This is a genomic window from Acetobacter syzygii (assembly GCF_000964225.1).
Taxonomy (GTDB): Bacteria; Pseudomonadota; Alphaproteobacteria; order Acetobacterales; family Acetobacteraceae; genus Acetobacter; species Acetobacter syzygii.
Map to the genome: position 1 here is coordinate 1 of NZ_BAMZ01000019.1, position 13540 is coordinate 13540.

Here is a 13540-nt window from a genome sequence, read left to right on the forward strand (position 1 = left end):
TGGGCGCAACAGGGATTGAACCTGTGACCCCTACCATGTCAAGGTAGTGCTCTACCGCTGAGCTATGCGCCCATTCCTGATGTGTGTTGGCCTTTTATCCTCCTTGCCTTAAGAGCGCAAGCCCACAATAGTACGAATATGAAAAAATTTGCGGCCTCCCTGTTTCCACCAAGTCTGATGCGGCTTTTTCAGGCGCAATCAGGCACGACTGAGCACGAACATTCAGGGAGGCAAACCTCACCCGCACCAGTTCTGGTTTCTGGCACACCTGCCACTGGACCTCTGGTGCTGGCATCCCCCCACTCCGGGCATTTCTACCCTGAAGCATTTGTATCCTCCGCACGCCAACCGCTGGATATTCTACGGAGTGGCGAAGACAGCTTTGTGGAGCAACTCGCACTGGGTGCGCAGGCACTGGGGCCACCTCTTATTCAGGCAACTTTTCCCCGTGTGTTCTGCGATGTAAACCGAGCCGCGTGGGATCTGGATAGTCGCATGTTCCACGGGAGCATTCCCTCCTTTGTTGCCCCTTCCGAGCGGGGGTTGGCGGGTTTGGGGTCCATCCCACGTATTGTGGCAGATCGGCGCCCGATTTACAGGCAACGCCTGCCATTTATGGAAGCCGCTTTGCGCATCCGCCATTACTGGATGCCCTATCATGCTGCTCTGGCCAATCTGCTGGAACAGGCGCGTAACAGGCATGGCTTTTGCCTGCTGCTTGACCTGCACTCCATGCCAGCGGCACCGCAGGCCGGATCGCCCGACTTTGTGCTGGGCGACCGATACGGCACATCCTGCACTCCACACCTGACCAACCTTGCCGAGCAGACGTTACAGGGACTTGGCTTTAAAACGGTCCGCAATCACCCATATGCGGGCGGATACATTACCCGCCATTATGGTCGCCCAGGGATCAACATGCACGCACTCCAAATAGAAATGCGGCGTGACCTTTATATGGACGAAAGCACACGCACCAAACATGCAGGCTTTGCCAGCCTTGCTGATGCCCTAACCATTATGGTTGAACAGGTGCTGGCCCATTTTCCTTCTCATGAGAGCAAAACGCAGTCTATAGGCTGACAGACCAGCACAAGATATTGAAAACGCGCATCCCCCACCACATCTGTTCAACCAGAACAGGCAGGACTGTGCACCCGTGCCAAGGGTATGGCATTCACTGCCCACAAACATATTATAGAAACAGAACAACAGGACATTAGCATGACGGAAGCAACCCAGAACCCCACAGCACACCAAGGCAGCGAAACACGCGAATTTAGCGCGGAAGTCGGTCGGCTGCTCGATCTGGTTGTGCATTCGCTCTACTCCGAACGCGAAATTTTTCTGCGCGAACTGGTCGCCAACTCAGCAGACGCCACAGACCGCCGCCGCTTTGAAGCCCTGACAGATGGCGCGCAGGCCCTCCCCGAAAATGCTAAAATCAGCATTAATCCGGACAAGGATGCCCGCCTGCTGACAATCAGCGATGATGGGTCGGGCATGAGCCGGGACGAACTGGTCGCCAACCTTGGCACCATTGCCCGCTCCGGCACCCGGGCATTCGGCCAGAAACTGGAAAGCGCAAAACCCGAAGACCGCCCCAGTCTGATCGGGCAGTTTGGGGTAGGTTTTTATGCAGCCTTTATGGTGGCGGATAAAGTTGACGTTGTCTCCCGCAGGGCTGGATCGGACGAAGCATGGCGGTGGTCATCCGATGGCAAAGGATCTTATAGCCTGGAACCCGCCACGCGTGACAAAGCAGGAACGGATATTACGCTCCACATCAAATCCGATGCGGATGAGTTTTTGGATCCGTGGCGTTTGCAGGACATTATTCGCAAATGGTCTGACCATATTGCGTGGCCTGTTACCATCATGCGTGATGGCAAAGAAGAAGCCGCAAACGAAGGTACGGCCCTGTGGCGCAAGTCCCGCAATGAGGTAACGGAAGAACAGCTTGAAGAATTTTACCGGCACATAACGCATAATTTTGACAAGCCATGGGACACGCTGCACTGGCGCGCAGAAGGAACCATGGAATTTTCCGCCCTGCTGTTTGTGCCTTCCACGCGCCCATTTGAGTTTGGCGAACAGATGCGTGAGAGCAAAGTGCGGCTGCATGTCCGCCGCATGTTCATTACAGATGATGCGGAAATTCTGCCGCCATGGCTGCGTTTTGTGCAAGGCGTTGTGGATACGGAGGATCTGCCACTCAATGTCTCGCGCGAGATGTTACAGGCCACCCCTATTCTAACCCGCATCCGCAAAGCGGTGACCACAAAAGTTGTTAACGAACTGAAGACCCGCGCCAAGGATGCGCAGAGTTACGCCACATTCTGGGACAATTTTGGCCCGGTCCTGAAAGAAGGCATGTGGGATGATCCCACTTATAAGGCTGATGTTGCGGCATTAAGCCGTTTCCGCTCCAGTGCGGTGGAAGGTCTGACATCGCTGGATGATTACCTGACCCGCATGAAGCCGGAGCAGGATGCCATTTATTATGTAACGGGTGACAATACAGATGTTCTGAATGCTTCTCCCCAGATTGAAGGGTTCAAAGCCCGTGGTGTGGAAGTGCTTCTGCTCTCCGACCCGGTAGATTCCTTCTGGCCTGAACGACTTGGAACCTACGAAGGCAAAAACCTTCGCAATGTTGCGCAAGGTTTGAATGACCTTGAAAAATTTGGCGCACCAGAAACCAACGCCGCCGAAAAAGCGGATATGGACACCCTGCTACCGGCTCTTAAAACCGCTCTGGGCGATGCCGTATCCGATGTAAGGGCAACCGACCGTCTGGTTTCCAGTGCAATGGTGCTCAGTGCCCCCGAAGGCGGCCCGGACCTGCAATTACGCAAACTGATGCAGCGGAGCGGGCAGGATATACCAGACGTAACGCCTGTATTGGAACTCAACCCAACCCATCCTATTGTGCACACACTGGCGCAAAAAGTGCAGGCGGGGGACAAGATTGACTCCCTTGCCCATATTCTGCTCGATGTCGCCAGCATACAGAATGGTGAAACACCCAAAGACGTAAATGCTTTTTCCCGCCGGATTATGGATTATCTGGCAAAGAGTGCCACAGCATAACGGGCACTACACACACCAGACATCACTCTTTGTTGATAATGGCAGAACGGCTGGAGCACATCTCCAGCCGTTTTTATTATTAGTTGATATTTATGTTATTTTCACAAACATACCATTTATTGTTAAATTAAATCACACCAAAATTTTCAAAAAACACAATACAGAATGAACCATGCCGTTCCTCACGCTTTATAGGCACAAAGAAGGATGGAAAATCATCAGAAGAATATGACTTTTTCTCTTCTGATCACTTCTTTTTTGGTATTCTATAGAGCAAGGACCTTTTTGTATGACCTATTCCAAAACTGCTCTGCTTGCATCAGCTTTTATTCTTGCCCTTGGTGGTGTTCACGTCGCACAGGCACAAACAGTTGCTGCAGAACTTCCTGCAGGCACAACCACGCCAACCCCACCACCGGGTGCGCTACTGGCAACCAACCCGGCCAATCCGGCTTCTGCTCCAACCAATGGCGCACAAATTATTAATAATGTAACGGGCACCACCACCGCTACAACGCCTGGCGCTCTGGGAGAAAACGGCCTGCCAGACATTACTCACGCCAGCGCAGGGAATGTGGCCGGGTTGCTGACTTACTGCATTCACAAAAACTATGTTTCTGGCACCACGCCCCGCAGCGTGGCCCGCACACTGGCAAAACGACCAGATGTTAAAAATGACCCGCACTATTCAATCGGTGGACAAGGTCTGTTGCAGAACGGCACATCCACACCATTTGACGTAGCAACACTCGACCAGTCAGCCCGCGTTAAACTGTGCAGTGACCTGACCAAAAAAGGCCAGTCCCTGCTGCCTTAAAACAGCAAATTTAATCTGCTGTTCAACCCCGTCAGGTGTGGTTTGGCCACCAAGCCACACCTGAGCATGAAGCTTTACGGCTTTTCGGTCTGCTTGACCGCACACCACAACGCGTCCAACTGGTCGACACTCTGGTCCTGCATACTCAGCCCCTCCTGCGCCAGACATGCCTCCACGGCTTCGAACCGGCGGGTAAACTTGTCACATGCCTGACGGAGACATACCTCTGGGTCCAGCTTCAGGCGGCGAGCAAGACTGGCGATTGAGAACAGGACATCCCCCAGCTCATCCTGCATTTTTTCCCGGTCACCTTTGTGCATTTCCACGGAAAATTCATTTATTTCTTCATGGACCTTCTCCAGCGCACCGCCTACATCGGGCCAGTCAAACCCAACGCGTGCCGCCCGCGATGCCAGCTTGGACGCCCGGATTAATGCAGGCAACGCAGGAGGTACACCGGCAAGAGCGCCAAGGCGCTGGTCCTTTTGCCCCCCTACCTGTGCAGAGCGCTTGCGCTCCTGTTCCTTGAGCATCTCCCATTGCCCTGGCATGGCACTGGCAGGCAGGTTGTTCGCTGCACCCTCTGCCTGTCTGGTGTGGCCCAGTACATCCGCACCAAATGTAACATGGGGGTGCCGACGGATCATTTTTTCCGTTACAATCCGGGCAACATCGGCAAAGTCAAACCTGCCCTGCTCTTCCGCCAGTTGTGCCTGATAAACCACCTGCAACAGCAGATCTCCCAATTCATCGGGAAACGCCTGCCAGTCCTGTTTTTGAATGGCATCCAGCACCTCATACGCTTCCTCTATAGCATAAGGGGCTATGGTTTCGTGCGTTTGCTCCCGGTCCCAAGGGCAACCTTCCACCGGGTCGCGCAAGCGCGCCATAAGAGCCAGAAGGCGCTCCATGGTCTGGGCAGCATTCTGCCGACACTGAACCACAGCAGATGGTGCGGTAACGGGGGACTGGGGCGTATTGGTCATGCTCTGTGCCTGTTCTGGTAGCCTGCCACGCAGGAGGCGGGGTCTTAATGTGTTAAACATTGTGCCATAATCCTGCGCTGCGTCTATGCGTTAGCAGACAGAAAGCCTAACCTACCGCCCAGAATCAGAAGAGGAAGGCATGACACAGAAACCCGTTATCTTTATTGATGGCGAAGCAGGCACCACAGGGCTGGAAATACGCGAACGCCTTTCCACTCTCCCTGTTACGCTGTATTCGATCGACCCTGCCCGGCGCAAGGACCCTGCCGCCCGCAAGGACGCCATGGCTGCTGCCGATCTGGTGGTTCTGTGCCTGCCAGACGATGCCTCGCGCGAGGCTGTGCAAATGGCTGCAACACTGGGAGCCTCCGCGCCCCGCCTGTTAGATGCCAGCACCGCCTTCCGCACCGATGCAACATGGGTTTATGGCTTTCCCGAACTGGTCAAAGGGCAGGACCGGGCGATTGCCACCGCCTTGCGCGTTTCCAACCCCGGCTGCTACCCCACGGGTGCCATTGCCCTGTTACGCCCACTGATTGAGGCGGGCGTACTGGACCGCCACTACCCCATCTGCATTAATGCCGTCAGCGGGTATAGCGGTGGTGGGCGCAGCATGATCGAAGCACATGAGCGTGAGGGCGGCCCCGCGTTTGAGCTGTATGGCCTTACCCTTGAACACAAGCATGTACCCGAAATTCACCAACATGCCGGACTGACCCGCCGCCCCGTGTTTGTGCCATCGGTCGGGCATTTTGCCCGCGGGATGATCGTCTCCATACCTCTGCATCTGGATGACATGCAGGGTCATATTACGGGGTGTGACTTGCACCGCATTCTGGAAGAACACTATGCAGGGCAGGCGCATGTCCGTGTGATGCCACAAGAACCCAAACTCTCTGCCGAGGCTCTGGCCGGAAGCGACAAAATGGAACTGCGTGTGCATGCCACAACGCAGACCAGACAGGCCCTGTTAACCGCCCGTCTGGATAATCTGGGCAAAGGGGCATCAGGGGCTGCCTTGCAGAACATCAGCCTGATGCTGGGTTTGAACAACGCCTGAAAAACAGGCTTATATATTGAAAGGTTTTAACATTATGAGCAATCGTGTTGCTATTGTAACCGGCGGTAGCCGTGGCATTGGAGCTGCTATTGCAGAGGCACTGGCAAAAGATGGTTATGATATTGCCCTCTCTTATTCCAGCAGTTCAGGTGCGGCAGAAAAAGTTGCTGAAAAAGTAAGAGCCATGGGCCGCAAGGCGCTGACCATCAAAGCCAATAGCGCTTCGGTGGAAGGCAACCGCGAAGTTATTGCCGAAACCATGATCGCTTTTGGCCGCATTGATGCATTGATCTGCAATGCGGGGACATACCCCTACGGCCCGATTGACGAAATGACGGTTGCCCAGATTGAAAATATTCTGAACCTGAACGTGCGTGCCGTGATGGTGGAAACCATGGAAGCGGTCAAGCACATGAAGGAAGGTGGCCGGATTATTTACATCGGCTCCGCCTTTGGTGCCCGCGCCCCCTTCCCCGGTATTTCGCTCTATGCTGCCACCAAAGCCGCGCTACGCGGTTTTGCAAAAGGTGTGGCCCGCGACCTGGGTACACGCGGCATTACTGCCAATGTGATCGAACCCGGCCCCATCCACACGGATATGAACCCCGAAGATAGCGAAGGCGCAGCCCTGATCAGCAGCTTTGTGGCAACTGGCGCTTACGGAACGGTGGATGACATTGCCTCCATGGCTGCTTTTCTGGCCAGCCCAAAAGCATCCTACATTACGGGTGCGGCATTGCCTGTTGATGGGGGCCTGGAAGCTTAATCCACAGAAGGTATGGTAAAACTCCTTCAAAAAATAGAAACTTATTAAAAATAAACCCCTGCACCCAATGCGGTGCAGGGGTTTTTGTATGCACCAGAACAAAACAGCCTGCATACCCTAGGGTATGCAGGCTGCTGCTTTGTGAATGCTTCCCTGATGTCAGAACTACAGGCTAGGGAAACATCTTTTTAATAACAGAAAATGCTATTATATAAAAGGATAAATACAAAAATGGCACAAAAAATATAATAGCTTCCAGATCACCCATCATGGTTAAAACTCCTCTTCGGCCGTATGCTGTGCGGACTGGGCATCAAACAGAACGGCACCCGCTGCAGCGACAAGAATAATCATGACTGTGCCGACCGCCCATGCAAAGTACCATGGTCCCTGGTCACCAACAAAAACGGCAAACAGCAAAGCCACAACAAGTGCCAGACCAAGACCGGCGCAACGCAGTAATATAATCATCTGCATGTTTCCTATCAGTAGCTATGCGTATCTTTGATGATGTCGGCTGTACGCACCTTGCCGCGCATAACGTAGTAACACCACGATGTGTAACACAGAATAAGCGGCACAAAGATCAAAGCCACAGCCAGCATACAGGTCAGACCATACTGGCTGGCGGAACTGTTCCAGATTGTCAGGCTCTGATCCGGGCGCGTTGTTGACGGCATGAAGAAAGGGAACATGGAGGCAGCAACCGTACCAATCGTACCAAGCCATGACCCCAGACCCATCCACCATGCCACATGGGGGCGATTGGCCTTAACAAGGGCAACACCCGCCAACATGCACACCACACCAAGCACGGGTAGCAGCCAGAGCACCGGGTGGGCAGCATAGTTGGCAAACCACGCTCCGACCTGCACAGTCACATGCTGCCCGTGCATCGGGTTGGCTGGCATGGCAGGGTCACCCTGCTCCAGCACAAATCCGGGCATACCACGCACCCATACACCACCAGCAACAAACAACACTGCCGCAATAACGCCTGCACGGCTGGCATAACGCTGCGCACGGTCATAAATTGGGTTTTCCGAGCGCATCATCAGCATAACGCCACCCTGCATAACGCTCAGCGAAACCGCCATAAGGCCACATAGAATGGCAAAAGGGTTAAACAGATAGGTCAGGAATGATGCGTCCTGAAAATACTGCCCGGTCCAGTTGAAGTGATAGCCTACACCTTGCAGAATATTCCCAAATGCCGCGCCATAAACAAACATGGGTAAAAAGCCGGAAAGCAGAAAAACCCAGTCCCAGCTTGCACGCCACAGGCGCGCATCCACCTTGGAACGGTATTCAAAGGCCACAGGGCGCAGGATCATGCTGAACAGCAGCAGGATCATCACCACATAAAACACTGAAAACGAAGTGGCATACAATGTGGGAAACGCCGCAAAAATAGCGCCTCCCCCAAGAATAAACCAAACCTGATTGCCGTCCCAGTGTGGGCCAATAATATTCAGCGCCGTACGGCGCTCCCCATCCGTGCGCCCAACAAAACGCAACAGGGTGCCAACCCCCATATCCATGCCTACCATCAGGCCGAGCCCGATCAGAAGCACACATAAAAGGCCAGCCCAGATCAGTTTGAGAATAACGTAGAGGTCCATAATGCAAGATCCTCCTTAATGCGCCACAACGGACAGGTGAACGGGGTCTGCATTATCATGCTGGTCATGTGCTTCCGGCCCCAGCCGCGCAAACTTGAACATCAGATAAAGCTCCACCGCGATGAATATGCTGTAAAGCACCGTAAATCCGGCCAGCGAGAACACCATGTAGGACACACTATGTGTTGACGCGGACATAAAGGTTGGCAGGCGGTCAAACACAGTCCACGGCTGCCGGCCTGCTTCTGCAGTGATCCAGCCAAATTCCGTAGCCAGAATTGGCAGGGGAATGGACCACATGCACAGCTTGAGGAACAGTGGATTACGTTCAAGCTGGTTCTTCAGGCTCAGATAAGACGCCATGGCGAACAGAACAAAAAAGAAAACGCCCAGAAACACCATAAAGCGGAAGGACCAGAAGGTCACAAACACATTCGGCAGAATGTCAGGTTTGGTCTGGTCAATAACAGTCTGGAGCTGCTCCGGCGGTATGGCCGTTACATCCTGATTGGGAGCGTGGCGGGTAGCCAGCAAACCGTAACCCATGTCGTTCTGGTTGGCATGGAATTCTTCCAGATCTGCCGCCAGATGATTTTCCTCGTATCTGCGCAGGGCACTAATGGCCTTAATACCCGATGCAATACGTGGTGCCGCGGCATCTTCCAGTTCGATCATACCCGTAATAGGGGTATTAAAGCTGTGCGTAATCAGCGGGGTCAGAACAAACGGAACACCAATTTCAAAAGAGCTTTCCTGCTTTTCGTCGTTGGGCAGTGCCGCCACAATCCAAGGTTCATACGGGGGTTTGCTGGTATGCCACAGCCCCTCGATTGCTGCGATCTTGGTTGGCTGATGTTCATAATCCAACCGGCCCAGCACGTCCCCCAAGGTAATGACTGCAACGGTGGAGAAAATACCGAACAGCGCAGCCATACGAAAAGACCGTGCAGCAAACGCACGATGTTCGCCACGCAACAGATAAAATGCACTGATCCCCATTACAAACAGGGATGCCGCCACATACCCTGCGACCGATGTATGCACAAACTTGGCCTGAGCATCAGGGTTAAAGACCACGCCAACAAAGCTATCAAACGTCATGCGCAGGGTTTCGGGGTCAAAATGCGCGCCATTGGGCATGTTCATGCTGGCGTTTGCCACCAGAATCCACAAGGCAGACAGGTTGGACCCCAGCGCCACAAGGTAGGTAATGGCCAGATGAGCTGGCTTGCTCAGCCTATCCCATCCAAAAAACATAAGACCAACAAAGGTAGATTCCATAAAGAACGCCATCAACCCTTCAATGGCGAGCGGCGTGCCGAACATATCGCCAAAAAACCGGGAGTACATGGACCAGTTGGTGCCAAACTCGAACTCCATGGTCAGGCCGGTGGCCACGCCAAGAGCAAAGTTGATGCCAAACAGCTTGCCCCAGAAAAGAGCCATTTCCTTGTAAACCTGCTTGCCGGTCACGACGTACACCGTTTCCATGGCAGCAAGCATAAAAGTGAGCCCCAACGTAAGGGGAACAAACATGAAGTGGTAAAGAGCCGTCAACGCGAACTGAAAACGCGAAAGATCAACGACCGTAGGGTTAATCAAATCCATTTTTACAACCTTATTCCAGAAGAAAAGCGCTTTTCACTTTCAGTTCGTCATGCGGCTCCCCCTTCCGGGTGAAAACAGGCGTCTTCCACCCTGACAATTCTGTGCATGAACGGCAGCACCGCAGCACGGTGAGTCATGCACACAATGGTCGTATTGTTCGCGTGCCGCATAAGGGCAGCCATAAGCGCCTGCTCTGTTGGCGCATCCAGCCCTTCGGTTGGTTCGTCCAGAATAAGCCACGGGGTCTGCCGCAGCAGGGCTTGAGCCACAGCCAGCCTACGGGCCTGCCCACCCGAAAGACGCAAACCATCATTACCTACCCACGTTTGCAAACCCTCTGGCAGAGAGGCCACAAAATGGGTGAGTTGCGTAATCTCCAGAACTTCCGCAAGCTTTGCATCTGTTGCAGACGGTGCGGCAAGGAGAAGATTATCCCTTAATGTACCTGCAAAAATATGAAAATCCTGTGCAGCGACACTCACAAAATCAGCCATATCTTCTGCACCCAGCGTGTGCACATCCACACCGCCAAAGGTAATGCTCCCCCCAAGAGGGGCATAAAAACCAAACAAAAGATTGATCAGACTGCTTTTTCCCGCACCCGATGGACCAATAAGCCCAACGTGTTCACCTTGCCTGATGGTAAGAGACGCGTTTTCCAACACGGGCGTCATGGTCAAGGGGTACGCAAAACTCACATTCCGCATCACCAGATCGTACGGTGCGTGCGGTAAACTCCGGGGCTTTACGCTCTGGCCCACCCCATGGGGGGCACATGCCTGTTCCAGCCGTGTAACAGACAAACGGGCTTCTGCTGCGGCTTGCCGCGCCAGAGGTAAAGGAATAATCACATCAAAAGCTGCCAATACTCCCAGAACCAGCATGGGAATTTCCGCAGAACTCAAATGTCCGGCCTTATAGGCCTGTGCCGCCAGCATAAGTACAACCAGGGCCGTACCAAACGCCATGATCGTGATTAAACCGCGGGCAGAACCCTCCAGAGCATCCAGCTTCCAGCGATCATGGTCTACCGCCTGTTGCTGCGCCTGCCACTGCTCTGCCCGACCTTGCGCCGCATCCAGAATGAGATATTCACCAATATTTTGGAGTGTTTCTGCCAGATCACTGCGAATATGGCTTTGTTTTTGCGCATTTTTGCACACACATCTGTTTATGGCACCACCAAAAAGCAATGGCACCAATGCGCCACTCAGCACCAGCCCTACGGCCAGCACCAACGCAGCAGAAGGCAGAAAACAGGCATACACACCCACAAAAACCACACTACACACCAATGCACGTGCAAAAGGCAACGCAACATCCGTATAGTATGCAGCAGCTTTATCAGTATCCGAGACAAAGCGCCCCAGCAGATCCCCCCCTTGCAGGTCGATCAGCCCTGCGGGAGCAAGGGGAGCAAGGCGCGCATAAACCCATGTGCGCCAATACCCCGTCAGGCGTAACACACCATCATGCGCTACAACCCGCTCCAGATAACGCCCAAGAATGCGTGTCATGGCGAAAAAACGCACGCCTGTCGCTGGGAGTATAATATTAAACGCACGCGCTGCACTTTGCCCTGCAAGCCCGGCAACTGCCGCACCAGCCAGCAGCCAGCCGGACAAAACAAGCAAACCAAAGCTGGATAAAGCCGCAAGGCAAGCCAACACCACCCCTCCGGCAAGGCGCCAGCGTACAGTGGCTGAAAGACACATAAAACCGGAAATACCCAGTTCCAGGCGTTCAACTTGCAAAGGTTTTTGCTGCGTGGTCATGCAACGGTTTCCTTTTGCATGGGCAGTTCTTTCACAGCGCCATTTTGCACATGGAGCAACAGATCTGCCCGTGCGGCCAATGCCTGCCTGTGCGTTGCAACAATAACAATACGCCCCACAGTGCAGCGGCAAATTGCATCGGCCACACGCATGGCGCCAGCCGTATCCAATCCTGCCGTGGGTTCATCCAGCACCAGCACGTCCGGGTCGCGCAGCAATGCGCGCGCCAGCGCCAGCCGACGCACCTGCCCACCGGACAGGCGACTCCCCCGCTCGCCTAAATGCGTATCAAACCCTTGTGGAAGCTGTTCAATAAACCCCAACGCATCGGCCTGCTCCGCAGCGCGCCGCAACTGTTGCGCATCCGCATTGGGTGCGGCAAGGCGCAGGTTCTCCGCCACTGTTCCAAACACCATAAGTGGGCGCTGCGGAACCCATGCCATGCGCAAATTTTCCAGCGGCATGACTTGCCCAGATGGATCATAAGCGATCAGGCTACCCGACTGCGGCTGCAAAAATCCTAACACGGTCTGTAAAAGTGTGGTTTTACCCGCACCACTTGCACCTGTTAAAACAGTCAGTCTGTTACGGTCAAAATGGCAGGTCACATCGTGCAGCAGGGGTGTTCCATCCAGACTGTGCACAGCAAGAGACTGGCAACTTAGCTGCCCAACAACATTTTTTTGCATTTTGGCCAGATCACCATCGCGCCGCAACACGGTGGGTAAGGCAAACAGTTTGCCCATGCTCTCCATAGCTGCACGTGCATTCTGCCGAGCATGGTAACTGGCGGAGAACGTACGCAAAGGCATAAAATATTCCGGCGCAAGCAGCAGCACCAGAAATGCAGACCTAAAATCTGCCGTTCCCGCCAGCAGACGTGTGCCAAACACAATCGCTACCAGAGCAATAGACAGGCTGGAAAAAAACTCCAGCGCAGCAGAAGTCAGGAATGCTACCTTCATAACCGACAGGGTCGTGCGCCTGTGGGCATCTGCCAGGGAGGCAATACGCTCCAGACTTGCCTGCGTGCGGCCAAAAAGCCGCAGGGTTTTAAGCCCCCGCAAAGCATCCAGAAAACTGCCACCCAGCACAGAAAGCTCGCGCCACCGCCGGTCCATAACAACCTGAGCGCCATACCCCACAAACGCCATAAAAACAGGAATAAGCGGCCCAGTGCAGGCCAGAACCAGAAAGCTCCATCCATCCACTCCGGCAACCACACCCAGAATAAGAAGCGGCAAAACCACCATCATGGCCGCAGAGGGTATGTAACGGGCAAAATAGGGAACCAATGCGTCCGAACCTTCGGTAAAGGTCGTTATGACCTCCCCTGCAGGTATGGTTGCACAAGCCACGGGCCCTGCTGCAAACAGACGCGCCAAAAGCTGCCTCCGCACATGGCTGGCCACCCGCAACCCGGCCTGAGTGCCCATCATATCCGAGACAAAACGCGCCCCCACCTGCCCGGCAAGGCAGATGAGAATAAAGGCGAACTGTAGCCCCTCCGCCCCCACAGTGTGGTTACGGAAGGCTATATCGTCCACAACATGAGCAAGCTGCACAAACTGGCAAACCAGCAGAACTGCCGAGACCCCACCCGCAACGACAGACCCCAGCAACCAGCCCCGCACAATACGGGTCAGTCGCCTGGTCATATCTGCGCCGAGAGAGTTGGCAGGGGTGGTGATCATCCTGATAATACTTACAAGATTTAATTAACAATAATGTTTAATTATATTTGAAAGTATCGCTCGTCAAGAGATTCTGGATGTTGAGAATTTTCTCAACTAGGGAATTATCTTAAAAAATT

General features: G+C 53.9%; 11 protein-coding genes and 1 tRNA gene. 5 read left to right on the forward strand and 7 right to left on the reverse strand.

The genetic code is table 11. The features are described from left to right. Positions 1-72: transfer RNA gene (locus Absy_RS07505), tRNA-Val, on the reverse strand. A 66-nt stretch (positions 73-138) separates the two neighbouring features. Here Absy_RS07505 and Absy_RS07510 point away from each other — a divergent pair. The 3 genes from Absy_RS07510 (at position 139) to Absy_RS07520 (ending at position 3910) form a co-directional block, all read left to right on the forward strand. Continuing rightward, on the forward strand, positions 139-1083 hold the full coding sequence (locus Absy_RS07510) for an N-formylglutamate amidohydrolase (RefSeq protein ID WP_048854133.1): 945 nt from the start codon (positions 139-141) through the stop codon (positions 1081-1083). A 141-nt stretch (positions 1084-1224) separates the two neighbouring features. Beyond that, the gene (gene htpG / locus Absy_RS07515; protein ID WP_048854216.1) at positions 1225-3093 is read left to right on the forward strand and encodes a molecular chaperone HtpG; all 1869 of its coding nucleotides are present in this window, start codon (positions 1225-1227) and stop codon (positions 3091-3093) included. Positions 3094-3382: 289 nt separating this feature from the next. After that, positions 3383-3910, forward strand: coding sequence for a DUF2501 domain-containing protein (locus tag Absy_RS07520; protein WP_048854135.1), 528 nt, complete (start codon positions 3383-3385; stop codon positions 3908-3910). 74 nt (positions 3911-3984) lie between these two features. Here the strand turns inward: Absy_RS07520 and mazG are convergent, their stop codons facing one another. Then, positions 3985-4896: a nucleoside triphosphate pyrophosphohydrolase gene (gene mazG, locus Absy_RS07525; RefSeq protein ID WP_084597008.1), complete on the reverse strand. Its 912-nt coding sequence runs from the start codon at positions 4894-4896 to the stop codon at positions 3985-3987. Positions 4897-5035: 139 nt separating this feature from the next. Between mazG and argC the strand changes: the two genes are divergently transcribed. Both argC and Absy_RS07535 read left to right on the forward strand, forming a co-directional pair. Continuing rightward, positions 5036-5956, forward strand: a complete 921-nt coding sequence (gene argC / locus Absy_RS07530) for an N-acetyl-gamma-glutamyl-phosphate reductase (protein ID WP_048854137.1) — start codon at positions 5036-5038, stop codon at positions 5954-5956. 34 nt (positions 5957-5990) lie between these two features. Further along, positions 5991-6722 (forward strand): SDR family NAD(P)-dependent oxidoreductase, encoded by a 732-nt coding sequence (locus tag Absy_RS07535; protein ID WP_048854217.1) that lies wholly within the window; start codon positions 5991-5993, stop codon positions 6720-6722. 273 nt (positions 6723-6995) lie between these two features. On the opposite strand, the gene Absy_RS07540 is transcribed toward Absy_RS07535, so the two are convergent. The 5 genes from Absy_RS07540 to cydD are packed head-to-tail and all read right to left on the reverse strand — an operon-like array spanning position 6996 to position 13385. Next, on the reverse strand, positions 6996-7193 hold the full coding sequence (locus tag Absy_RS07540; RefSeq protein ID WP_048854138.1) for a hypothetical protein: 198 nt from the start codon (positions 7191-7193) through the stop codon (positions 6996-6998). 14 nt (positions 7194-7207) lie between these two features. After that, entirely contained in the window at positions 7208-8344 is a 1137-nt protein-coding gene (cydB, locus tag Absy_RS07545) for a cytochrome d ubiquinol oxidase subunit II (RefSeq protein WP_048854139.1), read from the reverse strand. Positions 8345-8359: 15 nt separating this feature from the next. Beyond that, positions 8360-9952 (reverse strand): cytochrome ubiquinol oxidase subunit I, encoded by a 1593-nt coding sequence (locus Absy_RS07550; RefSeq protein ID WP_048854140.1) that lies wholly within the window; start codon positions 9950-9952, stop codon positions 8360-8362. A gap of 47 nt (positions 9953-9999) precedes the next feature. Beyond that, a complete protein-coding gene (gene cydC, locus Absy_RS07555; protein ID WP_245614772.1) occupies positions 10000-11727 on the reverse strand; it encodes a thiol reductant ABC exporter subunit CydC in 1728 nt (575 codons plus the stop codon). After that, positions 11724-13385, reverse strand: a complete 1662-nt coding sequence (cydD, locus tag Absy_RS07560) for a thiol reductant ABC exporter subunit CydD (protein ID WP_048854219.1) — start codon at positions 13383-13385, stop codon at positions 11724-11726. The genes cydC and cydD overlap by 4 nt, the downstream gene beginning before the upstream one ends. Between the last annotated feature and the right edge of the window lie 155 nt (positions 13386-13540).